21 protein-coding genes are annotated in these 20,227 nt (G+C 61.7%); 7 read left to right on the forward strand and 14 right to left on the reverse strand.

The features are described 5' to 3' along the window. Positions 1–936, forward strand: coding sequence for a carbamate kinase (gene arcC, locus IQ26_RS03945; protein ID WP_145713844.1), 936 nt, complete (start codon positions 1–3; stop codon positions 934–936). 89 nt (positions 937–1,025) lie between these two features. Here the strand turns inward: arcC and IQ26_RS03950 are convergent, their stop codons facing one another. From IQ26_RS03950 to IQ26_RS03965, 4 genes are all read right to left on the reverse strand, one after another. Then, positions 1,026–4,241, reverse strand: coding sequence for an efflux RND transporter permease subunit (locus tag IQ26_RS03950; protein WP_145713847.1), 3,216 nt, complete (start codon positions 4,239–4,241; stop codon positions 1,026–1,028). Further along, on the reverse strand, positions 4,238–5,200 hold the full coding sequence (locus tag IQ26_RS03955) for an efflux RND transporter periplasmic adaptor subunit (protein ID WP_145713850.1): 963 nt from the start codon (positions 5,198–5,200) through the stop codon (positions 4,238–4,240). The genes IQ26_RS03950 and IQ26_RS03955 overlap by 4 nt, the downstream gene beginning before the upstream one ends. A 10-nt stretch (positions 5,201–5,210) precedes the next feature. After that, complete coding sequence (locus IQ26_RS03960; RefSeq protein WP_126040209.1) at positions 5,211–5,411, reverse strand: YgaP family membrane protein; 201 nt, start codon at positions 5,409–5,411, stop codon at positions 5,211–5,213. Positions 5,412–5,567: 156 nt separating this feature from the next. Continuing rightward, positions 5,568–6,875, reverse strand: coding sequence for an NAD(P)/FAD-dependent oxidoreductase (locus tag IQ26_RS03965; RefSeq protein WP_145713853.1), 1,308 nt, complete (start codon positions 6,873–6,875; stop codon positions 5,568–5,570). A gap of 219 nt (positions 6,876–7,094) precedes the next feature. On the opposite strand from IQ26_RS03965, the gene IQ26_RS03970 reads away from it, so the two are divergent. The 3 genes from IQ26_RS03970 to IQ26_RS03980 all read left to right on the forward strand — a co-directional run bounded on the left by IQ26_RS03970 (position 7,095) and on the right by IQ26_RS03980 (position 9,189). Further along, entirely contained in the window at positions 7,095–7,442 is a 348-nt protein-coding gene (locus IQ26_RS03970; protein ID WP_145713856.1) for an ArsR/SmtB family transcription factor, read from the forward strand. A gap of 79 nt (positions 7,443–7,521) precedes the next feature. Further along, a complete protein-coding gene (locus tag IQ26_RS03975; RefSeq protein ID WP_145713859.1) occupies positions 7,522–7,908 on the forward strand; it encodes a DUF302 domain-containing protein in 387 nt (128 codons plus the stop codon). Positions 7,909–8,100: 192 nt separating this feature from the next. Next, positions 8,101–9,189, forward strand: coding sequence for a YeeE/YedE family protein (locus tag IQ26_RS03980; protein WP_145713863.1), 1,089 nt, complete (start codon positions 8,101–8,103; stop codon positions 9,187–9,189). A gap of 22 nt (positions 9,190–9,211) precedes the next feature. Here the strand turns inward: IQ26_RS03980 and IQ26_RS03985 are convergent, their stop codons facing one another. The 9 genes from IQ26_RS03985 to IQ26_RS04025 all read right to left on the reverse strand — a co-directional run bounded on the left by IQ26_RS03985 (position 9,212) and on the right by IQ26_RS04025 (position 17,238). Continuing rightward, positions 9,212–10,441, reverse strand: coding sequence for a c-type cytochrome (locus IQ26_RS03985; RefSeq protein ID WP_145713866.1), 1,230 nt, complete (start codon positions 10,439–10,441; stop codon positions 9,212–9,214). Beyond that, positions 10,425–11,702: a sulfite dehydrogenase gene (gene soxC, locus IQ26_RS03990; protein ID WP_145713870.1), complete on the reverse strand. Its 1,278-nt coding sequence runs from the start codon at positions 11,700–11,702 to the stop codon at positions 10,425–10,427. Before soxC ends, IQ26_RS03985 begins: the two co-directional genes overlap by 17 nt. A gap of 94 nt (positions 11,703–11,796) precedes the next feature. Next, on the reverse strand, positions 11,797–13,488 hold the full coding sequence (soxB, locus tag IQ26_RS03995) for a thiosulfohydrolase SoxB (RefSeq protein WP_145713873.1): 1,692 nt from the start codon (positions 13,486–13,488) through the stop codon (positions 11,797–11,799). A gap of 97 nt (positions 13,489–13,585) precedes the next feature. Beyond that, entirely contained in the window at positions 13,586–14,398 is an 813-nt protein-coding gene (gene soxA, locus IQ26_RS04000; protein ID WP_145714476.1) for a sulfur oxidation c-type cytochrome SoxA, read from the reverse strand. Between the two features lie 99 nt (positions 14,399–14,497). After that, positions 14,498–14,824 carry a thiosulfate oxidation carrier complex protein SoxZ gene (gene soxZ / locus IQ26_RS04005; protein WP_145713876.1) on the reverse strand — a complete coding sequence of 109 codons (327 nt, stop codon included), beginning with the start codon at positions 14,822–14,824 and terminating at the stop codon, positions 14,498–14,500. A 21-nt stretch (positions 14,825–14,845) separates the two neighbouring features. Further along, positions 14,846–15,301, reverse strand: a complete 456-nt coding sequence (gene soxY / locus IQ26_RS04010) for a thiosulfate oxidation carrier protein SoxY (RefSeq protein WP_145713879.1) — start codon at positions 15,299–15,301, stop codon at positions 14,846–14,848. Positions 15,302–15,326: 25 nt separating this feature from the next. Next, a complete protein-coding gene (soxX, locus tag IQ26_RS04015) occupies positions 15,327–15,785 on the reverse strand; it encodes a sulfur oxidation c-type cytochrome SoxX (RefSeq protein ID WP_145713882.1) in 459 nt (152 codons plus the stop codon). Between the two features lie 127 nt (positions 15,786–15,912). After that, positions 15,913–16,494 carry a SoxW family protein gene (locus tag IQ26_RS04020; protein WP_145713885.1) on the reverse strand — a complete coding sequence of 194 codons (582 nt, stop codon included), beginning with the start codon at positions 16,492–16,494 and terminating at the stop codon, positions 15,913–15,915. A gap of 9 nt (positions 16,495–16,503) precedes the next feature. After that, complete coding sequence (locus IQ26_RS04025; RefSeq protein ID WP_145713888.1) at positions 16,504–17,238, reverse strand: cytochrome c biogenesis CcdA family protein; 735 nt, start codon at positions 17,236–17,238, stop codon at positions 16,504–16,506. A 110-nt stretch (positions 17,239–17,348) separates the two neighbouring features. On the opposite strand from IQ26_RS04025, the gene IQ26_RS04030 reads away from it, so the two are divergent. From IQ26_RS04030 to IQ26_RS04040, 3 genes are read left to right on the forward strand one after another with little or no spacing between them, the layout of a single operon-like run. Further along, complete coding sequence (locus IQ26_RS04030) at positions 17,349–17,717, forward strand: thioredoxin domain-containing protein (protein ID WP_167522661.1); 369 nt, start codon at positions 17,349–17,351, stop codon at positions 17,715–17,717. Positions 17,718–17,720: 3 nt separating this feature from the next. Next, complete coding sequence (locus IQ26_RS04035; protein ID WP_145713891.1) at positions 17,721–18,107, forward strand: ArsR/SmtB family transcription factor; 387 nt, start codon at positions 17,721–17,723, stop codon at positions 18,105–18,107. A gap of 30 nt (positions 18,108–18,137) precedes the next feature. Continuing rightward, positions 18,138–19,232 carry a YeeE/YedE family protein gene (locus IQ26_RS04040; RefSeq protein WP_145713894.1) on the forward strand — a complete coding sequence of 365 codons (1,095 nt, stop codon included), beginning with the start codon at positions 18,138–18,140 and terminating at the stop codon, positions 19,230–19,232. 3 nt (positions 19,233–19,235) lie between these two features. Here IQ26_RS04040 and IQ26_RS04045 read toward each other — a convergent pair whose 3' ends face one another. Beyond that, positions 19,236–20,219, reverse strand: coding sequence for an MBL fold metallo-hydrolase (locus IQ26_RS04045; RefSeq protein WP_240546988.1), 984 nt, complete (start codon positions 20,217–20,219; stop codon positions 19,236–19,238). Positions 20,220–20,227: the final 8 nt, after the last annotated feature.

Genomic DNA, 20,227 nt, shown 5'->3' on the forward strand with positions numbered 1-20,227 from the left:
ATGCTCATCATCGTTGCGCTCGGCGGGAACGCGCTGCTGCGCCGTGCAGAACCGATGACGGCCGAAAACCAGCGCGCCAACATCGTGCGTGCCGCGGCTGTATTGGCGGATCTGGTTGGCGAAGGGCACTCGATCGTGATCACGCACGGCAACGGCCCGCAGGTTGGCCTGCTCGCCCTGCAGGCGGCCTCGGACGGTGGCGCGTTTCCACTCGACGTGCTCGGCGCCGAAAGCGCCGGCATGATCGGTTATGTGATCGAGCAGGAGCTCAACAATCTCCTCAAGCAGAAGCTGTTCGCCACTTTGTTGACGCAAGTGAAGGTAGACCCGCACGATCCGGCTTTCGCCCATCCGACGAAGCCGATCGGCCCGGTCTACGACGAGGCAACCGCCCGCCGGCTTGCTTCGGAACGCGGCTGGCAGATCGCGCCGGATGGCGACAGATGGCGCCGCGTCGTGCCGTCACCCAGGCCGCTGGAAATCATGGAAGCATCTGTCATCTCGTTCCTTGTCGAACGTGGCGTCATCGTCATTTGCACGGGCGGCGGCGGGGTCCCAGCGATCGCGCGCGATGACGGCAGTCTTTGCGGTGTGGAGGCCGTCATCGACAAGGACCTGGCGAGTTCGCTTCTGGCGCGCCAATTGAAGGCCGACATGCTGCTCATGCTGACCGACGTCGACGCAGTCTATGTCGATTACGGAACCGCCGCCGCCCGCCCACTGCGGCGGGTTACCTCGACGGAGATATCGGGACGGGATTTTCCGGCTGGCTCCATGGGGCCAAAGGTCGGCGCCGCAATCGAGTTCGCTAACGCGACAGGCAAGCCTGCCGCGATCGGCAAGCTTGATGACGCCGTCGAGATTGTCAGAGGCGAACGCGGCACGTGGTTTGAAGCTGGCGCTGCGGTCCCATTCATCGAATTCTGGCGCGGCTAAGCAGTTGTTGCCGGCCAAACCCGTTCAATCGCTACCGGACGGCATCTGATTGCGCCGAACTGATTGAGTCTCGAGCCCAACCGCCACGATCACGTCCTCAGAACCCGATAGATCGCCGGGATGACCAGCACCGTCAGCAAGGTCGAGGACGCGAGGCCGAACAGCAGCGAAATCGCCAGCCCCTGGAAGATCGGATCGGTGAGGATCACCGCCGCGCCGATCATGGCGGCCAGCGCGGTGAGCAGGATCGGCTTGAATCTTATGGCGCCAGCTTTGATCAACACTTCTTGCAAGGGCCTGTCCGGCGAGGCGGCATGCCGGATGAAGTCGACCAGCAGGATCGAATTGCGCACGATGATGCCCGCCAGCGCGATAAACCCTATCATCGACGTGGCCGAGAACGGCGCGCCGAACAGCCAGTGCCCACCGAGGATGCCGATGAAGGTCAGCGGGATCGGCGTCAGGATCACCAGCGGCACCTTGAACGAACCGAACTGGGCGACGACCAGGATGTAGATGCCGAGCAGCGCGACGCCGAATGCCGCGCCCATGTCGCGGAAAGTCACCCAGGTGACTTCCCATTCGCCATCCCACAGCAGCGTCGGCTTGCTTTCGTCCTCCGGCTGGCCATGCAGCAAGATCGAAGGCTTCTGCAATCCTGTCCAGTCCTGCGCGTCGATTGCCTGGCTGACAGCAAGCATCCCATAGAGCGGCGCCTCGAAGCTGCCGGCAAGTTCGGCCGTCACCATTTCGGCGGCGCGGCCATTGTGGCGGAACACCAGAAAGGAGGCGCGTTCCTCGGCGACCCGCACGACATCCCCCAGTTCGACCACGCCGCGGTCGCCGGGGAGCACATTTGCCGGAATGGGCGTGGTCAGGAACCGCTCGTCCAGCGTCCTCTCGCCTTTCGGCCGCTCGATGCGGATCGGTATCGGCTGGCGACCGCCGCCGCGATGCGAATAGCCGACGGTCTCGCCACCATTAAGGATGGCGATCGTGTTGAACACGTCGCTTTCCTCGACATGGAAGAACTCGGCATCGTCGGTGGAAATCGTGGTGCGCAGCCGGCGTGCCGGCTGTCCATAGGAATTGTCGACATCGACGATGAACGGAACCGAACGGAACGCCGCTTCGACCTTTGCGGCAACCTGGCGTCGCGTCTCGCCATCAGGCCCGTAGATCTCGGCCAGCAGTGTGGCCATCACGGGCGGCCCCGGTGGCGGCTCGACGACCTTCAGGCTGGTGCCGGCGGGAACGGCGATCGATGCGATGCGTTGGCGAATGTCCAGCGCGATATCGTGGCTCGAACGGGTGCGTTCCGATTTCGGCGAAAGATTGAGCGCAACATCGCCCTGCTGCGGCTCGCTGCGCAGGAAGGAGTGTCGCACAAGCCCGTTGAAATTGAAGGGCGCCGCGGTTCCGGCATGCGTCTGGACCGATCGCACCTCGCTCAGCTCGAGAACCTTGCTGGCGACCGCCTGCGCCACCGCGTCGGTCGCCTCGACGGAAGATCCTTCCGGCAGGTCGATGGTCACCGAGAGTTCGGACTTGTTGTCGAAGGGCAGCAGTTTGACCGTGACATCCTGGGTGTAGAACAGGGCCAGCGAGCCAAGCGTGAGCACGCCGATCGCAAGCAGGAATGCCCAACTCGCCGTCTTCGACGACAGTATGGGCCGGGCGACGGCGGTGTAGACGCGGCCCAGCATGCCACCGCCGGCTTGATCCGCATGGGCATGCGCCTGCGCCCGTCCGGCGAACTTCAGCATCAGCCACGGCGTCACCATCACCGCGACGAAGAAGGAAAAGATCATCGCCGCCGACGCATTGGCCGGGATCGGGCTCATATAGGGACCCATCATTCCCGAGACGAACAGCATCGGCAGCAGCGCGGCGACCACGGTCAAAGTGGCGACGATCGTCGGGTTGCCGACTTCCGCCACCGCCTCGATCGCCGCTTGCCGTCGATCGCGTCCGTCACCCATTGCCCAGTGCCTGGAGATGTTCTCGATCACCACGATCGCATCGTCGACGAGGATGCCGATGGAAAAGATCAGCGCGAACAGCGAGACGCGGTTCAGCGTATAGCCCATGACGCGAGAGGCAAACAGCGTGAGCAGGATGGTGACGGGAATGACGATGGCGACCACCATGGCCTCGCGCCGGCCTATGGCGACCCAGACCAGAACAATGATCGAGATCGTCGCCAGCCCGAGATGATAGAGCAGCTCGTTGGCCTTCTCGTTCGCCGTCTCGCCGTAGTCCCGCGTGACCTCGACCGACAGGTCGCCGGGGATCAGGCTGCCTTTCAGCATCTCGACCCGGTGCAGGATCGCCTCGGCGACCGACACCGCGTTGGAACCGGCGCGTTTGGCGACGGCGACGGTCACCGACGGCACGCGCGTCACCCCCGTCGCGGACCTTGTAAGCGTCGAGACAAGCACGTCGCTGGTATCGGTCGCAAAGGCGACATCGGCCACGTCGCGGACGTAGACAGGGCGGCTGTCGCGCGAGGTCAGCAGCAGGTTGCCGATCTGGTCCGGCGAGCCCAATGTCTCGCCCGCCACGATGTCGATCTGCTCGCCCGTATTGCGCACGCGCCCCACCGGAAAGGCCTTGTTCGCACCGGAAGCCTTTGCCGCAAGCTGCTGCAGTGTCACGCCGTAGAGAGCAAGCTTTTCCGGGTTCGGCGCAACGCGGATGATCTCTCCGGTGTCGCCGACCAGATAGGTCAGCCCGACATTGTCGATCTTGGCGATCTCGGTGCGCAGCTCGCGCGCGATGCGGGTCAGGTCGTTCGCCGTCAGGCGGCCAGCTGTTTCCGGTTTTGGTGACAGCGTCAGCGTGACGATCGCGACATCGTCGATGCCGCGTCCGACGATCAGCGGCTCGGGCACGCCGACGGGAATGCGGTCCATATTGGCGCGGACCTTGTCGTGGACGCGCAGCACCGCGGCGTCCGACGACGTGCCGACGACAAAGCGAGCGGTGACCATCACCTGGTCGTCGCGGCTTTGCGAATAGACGTGCTCGACACCGTCTATGCCCTTGACGATCGTCTCCAGCGGTTCGGTAACCAGCTTGACGGCATCCTCGGCCTTCAGGCCGTCGGCCCGGACGAAGATGTCGACCATCGGCACCGATATCTGCGGCTCTTCCTCGCGCGGCAGCGTGAGCAGAGCCACCAGCCCGAAGGCGAAGGCGGCAACCAGAAACAGCGGCGTGAGCGGCGAGGCGATGAACGCCCGGGTCAGTCCGCCCGCAATACCGAAGGTAGCAGGACCTTTGAAGGCAGCAGGACCTTTCATGGCGTGACCACGACATCGCCGGGTGCGAGACCGGTCAGGATCTCGACATAGTCGCCGTTGGCGCGCGCCATCCGTTCGCCAGTGACCACTGCCCGCTCGGCTTCAACGCCGGCGGCAACAGTGCGGACGAAATCTATCCCCGATCGGGTCTCGATCGCCGCTGCAGGCACCAGCAGTGCCGAACGTTCAGCCACCGGCAATTGGACCAGCACCCGGGCGTCGATGAAATCTGTATCGAGATTGTCGACCTCGACATCGGCGATGACGCGGCCATTGTCGATCTGCGGATAGATCTTGGCGAGGCGGCCGGCCAGTTCCGTGCCATTGGCATTGATGCGGATGGCCGCATCCTGCTTCAGTGTCGCCGCATACCGCTCCGGAACGGCCAGCCGCAGGAACACACCGCCACCGCCGATGGTCGCCACCACCTCACCGGCCATCACCACGGCGCCGCGCGTGACCGGCACGGTCAGCACGCGTCCGTCGCCGGGCGCGAAAACATCTCCTTCGGCTCCCTGCTGCACGATCACCGAACGCTGCGCCTCGGTCGCGGCAAGCTGGTTGCGCGCGACGTCGACTTCGGTCCTGAGCTGATCGACCCGCTGCACGGTCACGACGCCCCTGCCGACCAGCGTCTGGCCGCGGGCGAGTTCCGACTGCGCTGTCGCCAGCTGCGCCTGCAGGGCGCGAAGCTGAGCGTCCAGCGCCGCGACCTGAAAGGCGATCTTGTCGTCCTGGACAGTCGCGATCTTCTCGCCCGCCTTGACCAGATCGCCTTCGGTGACGGCCAGATCGACGATGAGGCCGCCGATGCGCGCGCGCGCCGGAATGGTGTTGCGCGCCTCGACCCGGCCATAGACCGCCTTCCATTCGGTCACCGTCGTCGGTGCGAGCGTGAGCGTGCCGGCCAAGGCCGGTGAGCACGCCAGCAGCGCGCCGAGGAAGAGGAACGTGCGCATTCTGCTGCTCCTAGAATGCGCATCCCGGCTTGATGCCGAGCTTGCGGAAGATCATCGCCGCCGGGCAGAAGCCGGTGAACGCTGACTGCAGCATGTTGAGTCCGACGAAGACCGTCAGCCAGACAAACAGCGGCGAAACCCAGACGGTGAGCACGACGGACAGCAGTACCATGAAGCCTGCGAACGCAAGAACGGAACGGTCAAGTGACATTGTCATCTCCATTTGTATATGATCATATCTAAATATAATAATGCTTCCGCTCGCCGCAAGAGGCGGTATCGATTTCGTCGTCCGCCGCTGCCGGCCGTTCCAGCCCCGCCCGTCACCGTTAAGCGAAAAGCCGGCTGCGCCTGCTGGTCTCGATCATCAGGCACCGGGCGCGCCCGTGTCCGCCTCGATCTTGATTTCCTTGAGCTTGTCGATGCCGAGCACCTGCAGCGCCAGGCGTTCATAGAAGGGCTCGGACTTTCCTGACCTAATCTTGTGGAGGAAATACTTCTCGAAACCGACCTTGGCGGTGTGCACCCATTTGCCGGAGGATGACCAGTTGACGTTGCGCGGCGGAATTTGCGGCTGCGCCACGAAGGCAACGCCGGAATCGCCGAAATCGGCGAGGCAGACCGCGTTCCATGTTCCCTGTGCGTCGGGTTGCATCCCCTTCACCAGCCGGCCGATGTTGCGGGCCGTCGCCGTGACCATGGATTCGATCATGAAGCCGGTCTTCGGGACGCCCACCGGAACCGGCGTCTTGCCGACAGGCGGAATGGCGACGCAGACGCCAACCGCGAATATCTCGGGGAAGGCAGGATTGCGCTGGTGCTTGTCGACGAGGATGAAGCCGCGCGGGTTGGTGAGGCCTTCGATGGCGCGCACCGCCTCCACGCCGCGGAATGCCGGCAGCATCATCGCATAGACTTGCGGCAGTTCGTGCGCCTGCTTGACCGAACCGTCTTCTGCGATCTCCGACACGAACATCTTGCCCGGCTCGACCTTGTCGACCTTGGCGTTGCAGATCCACTTGATGTGGTGCTGGCGCATCTCGCTCTCGAGCAGGCCCTTGGTGTCGCCGACGCCGTCGAGACCGAGATGACCGATATAGGGTTCCGAGGTGACGAAGGTCATGGGAACGCGATCACGCACCTTGGCGTCACGCAGCGCCTTGTCGAGGATGAAGGTGAATTCGTAGGCCGGCCCGAAGCATGAAGCGCCCTGGACCGCGCCGATGACGACCGGGCCCGGCTTGGCAACGAGCGCGTCGAAGGCCGCCTTCGCCTTGAGGGCGTGATCGATATGGCAGACCGATTGCGTGTTGTGCTCCGGGCCGAGGCCGTCGATCTCGTCGAAGGCGAGTTCGGGGCCCGTCGCGATCACCAGATAGTCGTATGACACCCTACCCCCGTCATTGAGTTCGATGGCGCGATCGCCCGGATGAATGCGCCTGGCTCCTTGCGGATGAAATGCAATGCCGCGGCGCGCCAAGACGGGAGCGAGGTCGACTTCGACCGCCTCTTTTTCGCGCCAGCCGACGGCAACCCAGGGATTGGATGGCACGAACGAGTAGTGGCTGCCGTTGTTGACGACCGAAATCTTATGTTCCTTCGCCAACTCGTCGCGAAGCTCATAGGCCATGATGGTGCCTCCCAGTCCGGCACCCAAGACGACTACATGCGCCATGCTCTTTCCTCCTTTGCGGCGTCGTTTGCAACGCGAAGCCGACACTCCTGTTTCCAACGCCGCCTTGTCCAATCCTGCGCCAATCCGGCCGGCTGCGAATTGACGCGTGTCAAACAAGCGTGCTGCCTGGATCTGCCGTGCGGTATCGATCCATCGGCTTGACAGGCGCCAGCGTCACACTAATATTGTTTGTAACTCTTAATATGATAATGTGTTCATATGCGCAATATAAAACTCACTGAATTGGACGAGATGGCGCGCGAAGCGTCCGAACTGCTCGCGGCGATGGCCAACGAGAAGCGCCTGATGATCCTGTGCCATCTGCTGGAAGGCGAGACGAGTGTCAACGAACTGGCGGAACTGGTCGCGATGAACCAGTCGGCGCTCTCGCAGCAATTGGCGAAGCTGCGGGCGCTGAAGCTGGTCGATACCCGTCGCGATGCCCAGCAGGTTTACTATCGGCTGGCTTCGGTCGAGGTCGAGCGTATCCTGCAGACGCTCTACGGCATCTATTGCGATCCGCAGACGAAGACGGCGAGGATCAGGTCACAGCAAGCTCGAACATAATAGCGACGCTGTGAGCGTTCCTACACACCTTGGGAACGCTTTCCGCATCCTGTCGTTGATCGGTAAAACAGGAGTTTCCATGACTTACACCATCAACCGCAAGTTCGACAGCGCCAGCTTCGATGACGTCGTCGACAGGACCCGCGCGGCGCTGGCGGATCAGGGTTTCGGCGTGCTGACTGAAATCGACGTAAAGGCGACAATGAAGAAGAAGCTAGACGTCGACATGGATCCCTATCTCATATTGGGCGCCTGCAATCCGAAGATGGCCCATCAGGCCATTGCAATGGAACCGCGAGTGGGAGCCATGCTGCCCTGCAACGTCATCGTCCGACAAGTCTCGGATGCGGTGGAGGTGAGCGCTATCGACCCCGTGGCTTCCATGGCCGCGATCGACAACCAGGAACTCACCCGCGTCGCGGGCCAGGTCCGCGATATGCTGGCCGAGGCAGTAAAGCGCATCTGAGGCCTTTCCGCCAACTGGATTCCGACAGGACTATTGGCCAATCCTCGATCGCTACCTCAAAGGAATACCTTTCTTCGTGTTCGCGCTGCGAAGGCAAGGTTTTGCTTGGCTCGCCAGAAGCATGGAACCGCTGACCAGGCGGGGGAAGGCGTGTGTCGGTAAAATCCGTGAGAACTGGCCGAGGTATTTTGGATGGATCTTGTGCCCCTCATCGATGCGGTGGGCGAGCCCGGCACCGCCGTTGCAGGCGGAGCGTTGCTGGGGATGACGTTCGGTTTCCTTGCGCAACGCAGCAGCTTTTGCACCCGATCGGCTGTTCTGGACCTGACGCAAAAGCGCGACGGTGTAGCGCTGGCCACTTGGCTGGCGGGTCTGGCAACAGCATTGCTCGCAGTCCAGCTTTCGAGTTACTACGGACTCGTTGACGTGGCCGAGACGCGGTTTTTCGCCACGCCTCAGAGCCTTTCCGGTGCGGCTGTCGGCGGTCTGCTTTTCGGTGTCGGCATGGTGCTGGCGCGCGGATGTGTATCGCGACTGCTGGTCCTGAGCGCGTCGGGCAACCTTCGCGCCTTCTTCTGCGTCGTCGTTATCGCGGCTGTCGGCCTGGCAACTTACAGCGGATTTCTCGTTCCCGTGCGCGAAGGCGTCAGTGGGATTGTCAACACGGCCGATATCGGCGGAAACGAGCTCTTGGCCCATCTTGGGCTCAGTCAGTCCGCGGGAGTAATTGTCGGCGGCCTAGCCTTCTTGGCCGCCTTGGTACAAGCGATGTGGACGAGAACGCCGGTTTGGCGGCTGGCCGGCGGAATCGGCGTCGGAGCGACGGTAGCCGCAGGCTGGTATTTCACTTATCAGCTTTCAACACAGGTATTTGAGCCGATCCAAGCAGAAAGCCTCTCCTTCATAAGGCCGCTCGCGACAACCTCTTCGTTCTGGTTCGGTAGCGAAGGCGGCCTGGGTATGGACCAGGGTCTTCTTTTGGGAGCAGTCGTCGGCGCTTTGCTTGCGTCGGTGTTCACCCGGCAATTCCGGATCGCCACCTTCTCGGAACCGGGAACTCCGTCCATCCTTCGCTATGCCGCCGGTTCCACACTCATGGGATTCGGCGGTATCCTCGCCGCGGGGTGCACGATCGGCGCGGGATTTACCGGCGGTTCCGTGCTTGCCGTAACCCCGCTCGTTGCGATTCTGTCAATGGTAGTTGCCGCAGCTGTCGCCGACCGAGTTATTGACGGCGGGCGTGAAGCGCGCGAAAGCACACCCTTCGTTCCGGCCGAGTGACGTTTCCTGGCGCCAAGGCCGGTCATTCTATGCCGGCGGCGGGCGCTTCGCTGTCGTCCGTCCCGGCATCCTCCGGCGTGACGTCAAGTACGGCCGCATGCGTGGTGATCTGCGCCTTGCCAGGGACGCAACTCGACATGCAAGGGTCTCTCCTGTTGGCATAGTGCGGCTCTGACAGGCGATCATCCTGGGTAAAATTCGCCTCATTGGGAAGACGCACAGCCGTGAAGTTCTCATTCGAGAGCTCGAACGTGTCGTCTTGCACGACATCGTTCAGGTACAGGACATAAGCAGTAAGCGCGTAGACCTCGTCGTTCGACAACGAGCGTGGGTTGGTGAACGGCATTGCCCGCCGAACATAGTCATAGACCGTCGAAAGATACGGCCAGTAGGAGCCGATTGTTTTCTCCGGCCTGTCGTTCTGCAGCGTGCCTTGGCCACCGGCAAGAACCGGCCAGCGCCCGACGGCTTCGCCGAAGTCGCCGTGGCAGGACGCGCACTTCTCGTCGAATATCTGTTCGCCTTGGCTGACCGTCCCATGCCCGACGGGCAGGCCGACGCCGTCAGGACGGACATCGATGTCCCATGCGGCGATTTCGTCCTCGGTCGCCGTGCGGCCGAGCTTTAGGACAACGCCATCGCCAACGGCTTGCGACGGTTGCGCCCCAGCGCTCTTCGCCGCTGCCGCGACGGGCTGCTCGGCCGATGAAGAGGACACTTGTTCAATTGTCTGCTCCGCCGGTTCGACCGCGACACCCGGCTGTTGCGCCGGAGCCGGTACCATGGGTTTGGTGGATGCGGTCTTTTCCTGCGAGGGCGGCTGCGCGGCAGCGGGAGCGGCTTGCGCCTTCTTTTCGGCTCCGCCCTGCGAGAAGGACGCGAGATAGGCGATCACATTCGCCACATCGGCGTCTTGCTTCAGGCCGGCGAAGGCCATCTTGGTACCTTTGACGATCTTTTTTGGGTCGACGAGATAGGGCTTGAGCGTTCCTTCGCTCCAGACGAGGCCCCCCTCGCCCGCCTTCATCATCGCCGGCGAGTACCTAAAACCCTCCGCAGTGCCCGCAGTGCGGCCGATGAGACCGTTCAGATGTGGGCCTACGCGATGTTTAGCGCCGCCACCGACTGCGTGACATGCTTTGCATTTGGCAAAAACCTTTTCACCAGCAGCCGCATCTTGCGGCGAGGCGGAACCAGCCGATGCCAGAAGGCCAAGCAGGCCGGCGGCGAGAACCTCACGATATTTCGACATTCTCGACCACTCCGTCTTTTCCGACATGCCAGGTCTGGATCCCATTGTTGTGATAGATCGAGTTCGCACCACGCACGGACCGCAGCTCATCCTTGGTGGGCTGGATGAAGCCTTGATCATCCATCGCGCGCGACTGCAGGAAGAGTTCGGAGCCGTCCCAATCGAACTCATGGTAGAAGCGGTGCAGCGCCTTGGAGAAACTCGGTCCATCGAGACGCGCCGTCTTCCAGTTGCGACCGCCGTCAATTGAGATGTCGACCCGGCTGATAGCGCCAGCTCCCGACCAGGCAAGTCCGGTAAGCACCGTGTGACCCTTGCCGTGCGTGATCGGTGACTGGGGGCTGGGATTGGTGATCACCGATTTCACGTCCATGGAGAAGGTGAAGCGGCGTGCCTTTCCGTTCGGCAGGAGATCGGTGTACTTCGACGTCTCTTCGCGCTGCTGCCAAGGCTGATCGCCGACTTCGAGGCGGCGCAGCCATTTGACCCACATATTGCCTTCCCAGCCAGGAACGACGAGACGCAGCGGATAACCCTGTTCCGGCCGAAGCGCCTCACCGTTCATTGCGAAAGCGACGATGCAGTCGTCGAGAGCTTTCTCGATCGGAATTGACCGTGTCATCGCCGAGGCGTCGGCGCCTTCCGCGAGGATCCACTTTCCGGAGGTTCGCAGGCCCGCTTCATCAAGCAGATGCTTCAGCCTCACGCCCGTGTGCATCACGCAGTGGAGCATGCCATGCGTGAACTGGACGCCGTTGAGCTGGGCCCCGCGCCATTCCATGCCGGAGTTGGCGGCGCATTCGAGGAAGTAGACACGGTTTTCCCGTGGGAAGCGCTTTAGGTCGGCCATGGTGAAGACCAGCTGCTTCTCAACCAGACCATTGATCATCAGGCGATGATCGGTCGAATTGATCTCGGCGATACCGCCGTGATGCCGCTCGAAACAAAGGCCGCTGGGTGTGATGATACCGTCAAGCTCGTGAAGCGGAGTGAAGCTGACGGAGGAGATCGCATCGGCGGTGAGCCAGGGAACTGTCTTGCGCACGACGTGCTGCTCGAACTGCGACGGCTGGCCGTACGGTCGCGTGCCTACGCCCTCTCCTGGGTACTGGTTCCACTCCTGAACTTCGGTGATTAGCGGCTCGCCCGCTGCCGCGGCACGACCGCTCGCTGCCGCCCCCGCAATCGCTACCCCGCCCAGCAGGCTGGATTTGAGGAATTGCCTCCGCGACGAGGCTTGAGATTCCGTTCGGTCTGTCATGCGTTCCTCCGCGAACCGCATTGGTAGATATATATGAATTTTTCTATGTATCAGGGCATGCCCCGGCATGCAACCGGACAGTGCACCTTATTGCCTAGCCGATGATTTCAACGGAACGGTTCTCTTCCGGCGTTACCACCTTGTGGCTCGTCAGATAGGTTTCGACGACCTCCCAGATCGGCGGCCCTTCAGTGGCCTCATTCACCGAAGCCCAACCGGCGACGGCATATTCCTTGGCAGAATCGATCGCCTCGCCCGTCTTCAGCAGCGTCATCTTCGAGACACGCGACCCCATGGCGCCTTCGGGATCAATGGCGTAGCCCATGCCGCCGACGCGAACCATGTCGCCACCCTGCTGGTAATAGGGGTCCTTGTTGAACAGGTTGTCAGCAACGTCCTCGAGGATGTCCTTGAGCATCTGCCCCGTCATCGTCGAGCGATAGGCTGCAGGGTAGGTCATCGCGCAGGCGTTGTGTAGATCCTCCACTGTAATCGCCTGTCCCGGCAGCACCGAGGTGCCCCACCTGAAGCCGGGGGAGAGCGCGATGTCAGCTTCCCGCACTTCAAGCAGCGCCTGACAGATCAGATCATCGAATGTGCCGTTGAAGTTGCCGCGGCGGTAGAGCAGCCCTTGCGTCGTTGCCAGTTCCCGCTTCAGCTCCGCCTCGTAAGGCGCCCGCAGATCGGCCACGAGCTTGGTCATGTCGGCATCGGGCGTGATCACGTCGGAGAATACCGGAATCAGCCGGTGGCGGAAGCCCTTCACCTCACCACCACGGACGTCCAGATCAAGCCGTGACAAGAACTTACCGTGAGAGCCCGAGGCGATCAGCAGCGTCTTACCAACCAGAACCGGCTCGGGAAGTGCGTCGTGTGTATGACCAGTTAAGATGACATCGATCCCCTCAATGCGGGATGCCATCGCGCGGTCGACATCGAAGCCATTGTGTGAGAGTAGAACCACCAATTCCGCACCTTCGGCGCGAGCCGACTCGACGTTCTTGGCAACATCTTCTTCACGGATGCCGAATGACCAGTTGGGGAACATCCAGCGCGGATTGGCGATGGGCGTATACGGAAAGGCCTGGCCAAGGACGGCGATCTTCACTCCGCCTTTTTCGAACATTTTGTAGGCGTCGAACGCCGGTTCGTTCCATTCGGCATCGTAGATGTTGCCGCCGAGGAACGGAAAGGAAAGCCCCTCAATGATCTCCTGCACGCGATCGGCGCCATAGGTGAATTCCCAGTGGCCGGTCATGGCGTCGGGTGCGAGCGCGTTGAACGCATCGACCATGTCCTGGCCTTTGGTCTTAAGCGAGGTATAGCTGCCTTGCCAGGTGTCGCCGCCGTCCAGCAGCAGCATGTTATCGCCGCGCGCTGAGCGGATGCGCTTGATGATCGTCGCGATCCGGTCGAGGCCACCCATCTTGCCGTAGGTCTTGGCAAGGGCGGCAAAATCCTCCGACGTCAGCGTATAAGCGTGGGGCGATCCCGGCTCGATTTTATAGAGCTTGAGGAAATCGGACCCGCTGACATGTGGCGGCAGGCCCGCTGCCGCGCCAGCGCCCAAATTGATTGAAGGCTCGCGGAAATAGACCGGCATCAGTTGCGCATGGATGTCGGTGATGTGGACCAGCGTCAGATTGCCGAACGGCTCGAACTCGAGCAGGACGTCTTCGCTCAACGCCTGCTGCGCTGCCGCGCGGGACCATTTGCCGACCAGTCCCGGACCGGTAATTGCCGACAGGGCGGCGGTAGCCATAAGAAATTCGCGACGGGAAAGCATATGCCTACCTCCAATACGCAAGGGTGCCGCCGCGCCTCGAGAGCCGGATCCGAACACCGTTTCGGGTGCAGGCGGTACCCGAAGGCACCGCAAAGATTTACTGCCTTACAGCTGGGGTCTCGACGGACAGGCCGGTGCCGCGCCAGGTCACATAGACTTCCAGCGCCATCAGCTCATCGGAAAAGGCCTTCGGCATTTCAGCGCGCGTATCTCGGATACAGCCGCGGAACCGGTTGTGTAGCGAGACCATACCGCCCGTATTGAAGCGGTAGGTCGGAAAGCCGTTGGCCTGTCCCTGGCTCAGATGATCGGCGCGAATGTACTTCCCCATGCTCGCCTCGTGGCAAGACGAGCACGAGAAATTCAGCTGGCCAGTTCGGTTGTAGTAATTGTCCTTGCCCTTGTCGAACCAACTTTGCATCTCGCCTGAGGCCAGGTCGAGCTTCACCGGCTGGCCCAACGACTGATGCTTGATGTATGTGGTAAGCGCCACCTGCTCGGGCGCATCGAACTTATAGGGCTCGGCGCCCATGTTCTTGACCCGGCATTTGTCGATCTGCAGCTCGACATTGATCGGCTTCTTCGAGTCCGGATCCCATTTCGGAAAGCTCGCTCCGGCCGACTTCATGCTCTCGGCAGCATCGTTGTGGCAGGAAGCGCAGGACTTGCCCGCCGACCCTTCCACGGTATTCCAGATCTCCTCACCCTGCTCCACTGCAAGCATGCCGGGGTTGGCAAAGGAATCCGCCTCGGTGGCGCGTGTTTCCGCTTCGCGGAAGAGCCAGCCAGACATCACTTCCTCGAAGGGGTGCCCTTCCGGCGCAGGCGCCCGGATGATCATCTCCTTGTCGTCTATCACCAGCTTGTCGTCGACGGGGTCCGCCGCCGCGGTGAAAGCAGAACCGGACATCGCCGCCACGGCTGCCAAAGCCGCCAAAACAATTCTTTTCAAGACCTGCCTCCTCCCACCTTTATTGCGGAATCGGTGGCGCTCCCCCCGCCGCCCCGATCACTTCACTTCGATCTTCTGCTCGTCGGTGTAGGTCGAGCCGTCGTCGTCCACCCAGGTGAACTTGAACGTCCCGCTCTCCGGCACCTTGGCGCTGAACTCGAAATAGGGGTTGGCCGAGATCGCCGGATCGATATCGCAAGAGAACACCGGCTGGCCGTTGAACTCGCAGGTGAACCTGTTGATGATCTTGCGCGGAATGACGTTGCCGTCCTTGTCCTTGCGCTGGCCAGACTCCATTTCGTGGCTGATCAGCGTCTTGATGACGACCGTCTCGCCGGCACTTGCCGTCTTTGGAACTTTGACGCGTGGCTTTGATGTTGCCATGTTCTTACACTCCTCGTGACCTCAGCCGCCGCAGCCGCCGATGGTGACCTTGACTTCCTTCTTGTCCATGAACACGGAACCGTCCGCCATCTTGGCGACGGCGATCACACTCTGCGTCTTGGCAAGGCGCATGCGGGTGGTGGCAGCCGCGGTCCCACTCAGTGCGGTAAAATTGAACGTTGCGACTTCCGGGTTGGGATTTCCGTCGGCAAGGATAAGAACCGACTGAACCATGTCATCACCGGTCATGGCGCTCTCCACCTCGACCGTGATGGGAACAGTGTTGCCGTTCTCGGCGATTTCCGGTGCGGTCAGGGAGATCTTGCCTGACTCGGGCGCCTTGCCGCCGGTGAAATCCATGATCTTTTTCTCGGTATCTTCCGCAGCGGCGGCCGCAGGGCCTACGCCAAGTCCCGCCATTGCGATGAACGCGGCGCTGCCGGTCAACACAAGAGCCTGTCTTCTATCGAGTTTCATCGATGTCTCCTAAACTTAGCCGGAGCTATTCCTTGAGTGTCGCCAGGTAGGCGACGACGTCCTCGACCTGTTGCGCGGTCAGGATGGGCTTGCCCACCAGATCCTTGCGTACATTGTCCCCGATTTCCAACGAGTAGAACCCGGGCATGACGGTCTGCTCGCCGAAGACCTTCTTTGAATCCGCGACGATGGCCCTAAGCTCTTCCATCTTCCAGCGGCTCGCTGCGCCATCGAGGGCCGGCGCAACGTTTCCGTGGAACTGTTCCTTGCTGAGCGACTTGACCACATGACAGGCAAGGCAATTGCCAAGGCCCCGATTGACGAACACCTTGACCCCCTCCTCCGGGTTGCCCGGCGCATCGGTGAGCGAGGCCGCAACCATGTTGTCTTCGAACTTAACCTGATCCGGTGCCACTTCGGCGGCCTCGGCGGCCCAACCGAAACAGACCGCCGTGACCAAGGTTGCCACCCCTGTCAGCCTCATGCCTGCGGTTCCTCCACTTCATTCGGCCGATCAGCCGGCCGCCTCCGAGAGCACTGTTACTCACAGTTTCGCTCGCGATCAATCGAAAAATATGATTTTTTGAATATGTCGCGATGCACAACGCGATTCATTCTGCATCCAGGCGCCCCGCAGCCCGCATCTCCTGAATGACGCGGGCGTGATAGGTCTGAAAATGCTCATCTTTTTGGTAGCCCTTCTCGTGCACCCAGCGGAACATGTTGAGAAAGGTCCATTTGCCGAAGGCGCCTGGCATCGTGGCGACGGCGGCGTCGCGAACGCTTACGTGCTGCGGCGCTTCTTCCGGCAGGAACACGATCGTCGGCGTGAAGACGTACCCCCATTTGCGTGCGGCAGTCTTTTCCGTGAGCATTTCGCCGTCGAGATCGGTCACTTCCTCGTCGCCGAACATATTGTACTGGACAACCTTGAAATTCGCCTTGATGAAGTCGCGCACCTCGGGATCGGCGAGGAGCTTCTCGTGCATTTCGCGGCAGTAGATGCACCCGCGCTGCTCGAAGATAATGACGAGGCGCTTGCCCTCCCCCTTTGCGGCGACAATGTCCTCGGCGACGTCGCGGAAAGTGATCGAAAACCAGTCCTCCTTGTGAAGGCCGTCGTCGCCCATTTCCGCGGCGCCAGCCACCGGGTTCCAGCCAAGTGCCAGAAACAGAAGCACGATCCTTAGCATTTTGTCCTCCTACCCTACCGATTGGAACGCCGGAAATGTCTCGAGCAGCCAATAGGCCATCGTCGACATCTGTCCTGTTATGAACAGCACGCCGGTAACGACCAATAGCGCTCCCATCGCCATCTCGACCTTGCGCATGTGCCGCTTGAGCCTGGCGGCCCAGTTCAGGAAACGGCTGGCAAACAGCGCGGCCAGCAGGAACGGAAGCCCGATTCCAGATGAGTAGAGGGCGAGCAAAAGGGCGCCTTGCGCCGCCGTTCCTTCCGATCCAGCCACGAAAAGGATTGCCGCCAGCACGGGTCCAGCGCAAGGGGTCCAGCCGAAAGCGAAGGCTAGTCCGATGACGTAGGCGCCTAGAAATCCCGCTGGCCTGCGGACAATCTGCACCCGCGCCTCGCGATAGAGCAGCGCGAGACGGAAAACCCCAAGGAAATGCAGCCCCATAAGTATGATGATGACCCCGGCGACGACCGACAGCACGTCAAAATACTGTGCGATCGCCCGGCCGATGACGCTCGCTGTCGCGCCAAGGGCGACAAAAACCGTGCTGAAACCGAGCACGAAGGTCAGCGCGGCGAAAACGACACGCTGGCGCTGAGCCGCGTTGGGCTGTTCCGCGCGAAGCTGCTCGAAGCTGACACCCGCCAGCCAGGCAAGATAGGGGGGAACGATCGGCAGCACGCAGGGCGACACGAAGGACAAAAGCCCCGCCAGGAACGCGCCGCCGAGACTGATATCCAGCATTTTCGAGCCCACCACCGCTGCCGTTGACAGGGCGCCATCCTCCGGCCACCGCTCCGCTGGTAATATTCAGATTTTTATATATATTGCAAATGATGGATTGGAGATCGAACATGGCGCGCATTGTCGCGGCCGCGATTGGCGCCATGGCGCTGGCGCGAGTGACTGTCAAGGCCGAGGCCGCCGAGTTGCTGATGATGGAGCAGCCGGGCTGCGTCTGGTGCGCCCGTTTCGATGCCGAAATTGCGCCGGCGTGGGCCAAGACAGCCGAAGGGCGCCGAGCGCCGCTTCGCCGGGTGGACATTACCGAACCGTGGCCACAGGACCTGGCGGGCATTCACAGGGAACGCTTCACGCCGACCTTCGTGCTCCTTCATGAAGGTACGGAAGTCGGCAGGCTGCGCGGCTATGTAGGCGATGTGTTTTTCTGGTATCGTGTCGGCGAGCTTCTCGCAAATCTGCCGCAAGAGAATACGAATTGATAGATGATGCTTCCAAAACTCAGTGAAAGCCAATCGCCTGCCGATTTTAACGAGCTGCTGGAGCAGGCCCGCAAGGCAAGCGATCTGCTCAAGGCGTTGTCGCATGAGAGCCGCCTTCTTATCCTTTGCCTGCTGGCAGAAGGTGAGCGATCCGTCTCGGAGCTCGAGGACATCATGCGCATGCCGCAGGCGACGGTGTCGCAGCAACTCGCCAGGCTTCGATTAGATGGTCTGGTGAACACGCGCCGCGACGGTCGCGCCATTTATTACTCGATAGCGAGCCGTGAAGTGGCTTCGGTCATCGGGGCGCTTTACGATCTGTTTTGCGCTCCGGTGAGGAGTCCGGGGCAACGCGGCGATCGCGCCGCTTCGGTTACCGGCGTGGAGTAGCTGGAAGGCTATTGCGCCAGGGAGGAGACAATGGAACTGGCGACCTCGCCATGGTTCTTGCCGCTCGCCGGGCTCGCCGCCGGGGCGGTGATGGGCTATTTCGCGCGGCGGGAGCATTTCTGCACCATGTCGGCGCTGGAACGCCACTGGTATGCGGGCGATAGTGCTGGCCTGCGAACCTGGGTTTTGGCCGCGGCAGTGGCCCTTGCCCTGACGCAGATCCTGGCTGCCGCCGGTTACGCCGATATCGGCGCGAGTTTCTATCTCGCGTCGGATTTCGTCTGGACCGGCTACGTGCTCGGTGGGCTCGCCTTCGGCTTTGGCATGGCATTAGTCGGCACATGCGGCTTTGGTGCGCTTGTCCGCACCGGAGGCGGAAGTCTGCGCTCGATTGTGGTGCTCTCGATGCTCGGTGTATCGGCGCTGGCGGCGCAGAAGGGTCTGATCGCGCAAGCGCGGGTGCCGATCGTCGACAGCCTCGGCATCGACATGTCGGGGATTGGTGGCCAGTCGCTTGCATCAATCGCCTCCGCCGCCGTGGGAGCCGACGTCCGTTGGCTCGTAGCGTTGTTGGTCGCACTGGGCATGCTCTGGTGGGTCTTCCGCGACGGGGGGTATCGATCGAAATGGGGCAGTATCGCGGTCGGCACGATCATCGGCGCAGCGATTGCATTCGGCTGGGCTGCCACAACCTATGCCGCGCGTCACGCCTTCGAGCCCGTGCAAATCGAGGCCGGTTCCTTCGTCGTGCCGGTCGCCGACACCATCCTCCAGCTCATTACCTTCACCGGCGAATTCCCCGATTACGGTGTCGGACTTGTGGTCGGCGTGGTTCTTGGAGCAGCAGCCTGTGCCTTTGGACGAAAGGATGTGCGCTGGGAGGCCTGCGACGACGCGCGGGAATTGGGCCGCCATCTGGCCGGAGGATTTCTCATGGGTGTGGGCGGCGTTTTCGCGATGGGCTGCACCATTGGGCAGGGCGTGAGCGCCGTCTCGGCGTTGGCGATCTCGGCTCCGGTGGTTCTCGTTTCGATTGGAATTGGCGCGCGGATGGGGCTTGCCTACCTGATAGAGGGCTCGCCCTTTGCTGCATTCCGGGAATTCAGGCGCGAGCCCGCCGAGTAGCGTTCATGCCGGGACGAAGCGATAGGTGTTGTCCTTTCGCTCGATCAGGCCAGAGGCGGGATGCGGAAAATGAAACGCGATCAGCCGCATCTTCTCTGTCGCAATACGGTCCAGAAGCCAAGAACGCGTCCTTGCTCCTGCCTGCGGGTCCTGGTCGCTTGCCATCGGCCAGTCAGGGCGTGCAAGTGATATCGCGACATTGACGATGGCGTCGCCCACAATCAGCACCGGCTCGGTGCCACCGTGCACGGCGAAGGAGACGTGCCCCGGCGTATGGCCCTGCGTGTCCACCGCTTCCACACCCGGAAATATCTCGTCGCCCGGCTTGAAGAAGCTGACAACGTCTTCGATCGCAGCAAACCTGTTTCGAGCGCCGACGGCGAAGGCTTTGCGATCCTCGGGCATGACCTCCACTGCCTTGGGTGAAGACCAGAAATCCCACTCGCCCGCGCTGATCTGATACCGGGCATTGGAGAAGACCAGTTCGTCGAACTCGTCTACGAGGCCCCAGAGATGGTCCGGATGAGCGTGCGTGAAGATAACATCGGTGACGTCCTTTGGCTCAATGCCGGTCTCGGCAAGGTTCTTCAGCAGTTTACCCGTGGTGGGCACAAAGTTCGAACCCGCGCCGACGTCGAAGATGGCAAGCCGGTCGCCACGCCGCAGCAAAGTGATGTTGCAATCGTTTTTCAGGGTGTCCGCCGACAGGCCGGCGTCCGACAGGAGCATCTTAAGATCATCTTGTGGGGCGCCTGGGAAAGAGAAGCCGACCGGAAGCTGCATGAACCCGTCGCTGACCACGGTGAGGTCGCCATCGCCCAGCGAAATGTGTCCGATGGCCGAAGACCGTCTGGTTGCGAGAGCGGACAGGGGCGCTGCGAGCAAAGCTGCTGCCACACCAGACAGGAACTTCCGACGATCGACAGCGTGAGCATTGGTCGCAATGGGGGACATTTTTTCGCGATTCCTGGCCAGCGGGATATACATAGAGATTT

The sequence above is a fragment of the Mesorhizobium tianshanense genome (assembly GCF_007830515.1).
GTDB classification, from domain to species: Bacteria; Pseudomonadota; Alphaproteobacteria; order Rhizobiales; family Rhizobiaceae; genus Mesorhizobium; species Mesorhizobium tianshanense.

Coding starts and splice junctions, on each gene's coding strand:
- soxZ (WP_145713876.1), bottom strand. CDS start 14,824: ATGGCAACATCAAAGCCACGCGTCAAAGTTCCAAAGACGGCAAGTGCC.
- soxC (WP_145713870.1), bottom strand. CDS start 11,702: ATGACAGACCGAACGGAATCTCAAGCCTCGTCGCGGAGGCAATTCCTC.
- IQ26_RS03975 (WP_145713859.1), top strand. CDS start 7,522: ATGACTTACACCATCAACCGCAAGTTCGACAGCGCCAGCTTCGATGAC.
- soxB (WP_145713873.1), bottom strand. CDS start 13,488: ATGCTTTCCCGTCGCGAATTTCTTATGGCTACCGCCGCCCTGTCGGCA.
- IQ26_RS03950 (WP_145713847.1), bottom strand. CDS start 4,241: ATGAAAGGTCCTGCTGCCTTCAAAGGTCCTGCTACCTTCGGTATTGCG.
- IQ26_RS03980 (WP_145713863.1), top strand. CDS start 8,101: ATGGATCTTGTGCCCCTCATCGATGCGGTGGGCGAGCCCGGCACCGCC.
- arcC (WP_145713844.1), top strand. CDS start 1: ATGCTCATCATCGTTGCGCTCGGCGGGAACGCGCTGCTGCGCCGTGCA.
- IQ26_RS04045 (WP_240546988.1), bottom strand. CDS start 20,219: ATGTATATCCCGCTGGCCAGGAATCGCGAAAAAATGTCCCCCATTGCG.
- IQ26_RS03970 (WP_145713856.1), top strand. CDS start 7,095: ATGCGCAATATAAAACTCACTGAATTGGACGAGATGGCGCGCGAAGCG.
- soxX (WP_145713882.1), bottom strand. CDS start 15,785: ATGAGGCTGACAGGGGTGGCAACCTTGGTCACGGCGGTCTGTTTCGGT.
- soxA (WP_145714476.1), bottom strand. CDS start 14,398: ATGTCCGGTTCTGCTTTCACCGCGGCGGCGGACCCCGTCGACGACAAG.
- IQ26_RS04025 (WP_145713888.1), bottom strand. CDS start 17,238: ATGCTGGATATCAGTCTCGGCGGCGCGTTCCTGGCGGGGCTTTTGTCC.
- IQ26_RS03965 (WP_145713853.1), bottom strand. CDS start 6,875: ATGGCGCATGTAGTCGTCTTGGGTGCCGGACTGGGAGGCACCATCATG.
- IQ26_RS03985 (WP_145713866.1), bottom strand. CDS start 10,441: ATGTCGAAATATCGTGAGGTTCTCGCCGCCGGCCTGCTTGGCCTTCTG.
- IQ26_RS03955 (WP_145713850.1), bottom strand. CDS start 5,200: ATGCGCACGTTCCTCTTCCTCGGCGCGCTGCTGGCGTGCTCACCGGCC.
- IQ26_RS04020 (WP_145713885.1), bottom strand. CDS start 16,494: ATGCTAAGGATCGTGCTTCTGTTTCTGGCACTTGGCTGGAACCCGGTG.
- IQ26_RS04040 (WP_145713894.1), top strand. CDS start 18,138: ATGGAACTGGCGACCTCGCCATGGTTCTTGCCGCTCGCCGGGCTCGCC.
- IQ26_RS04035 (WP_145713891.1), top strand. CDS start 17,721: ATGATGCTTCCAAAACTCAGTGAAAGCCAATCGCCTGCCGATTTTAAC.
- IQ26_RS04030 (WP_167522661.1), top strand. CDS start 17,349: ATGGCGCGCATTGTCGCGGCCGCGATTGGCGCCATGGCGCTGGCGCGA.
- IQ26_RS03960 (WP_126040209.1), bottom strand. CDS start 5,411: ATGTCACTTGACCGTTCCGTTCTTGCGTTCGCAGGCTTCATGGTACTG.
- soxY (WP_145713879.1), bottom strand. CDS start 15,301: ATGAAACTCGATAGAAGACAGGCTCTTGTGTTGACCGGCAGCGCCGCG.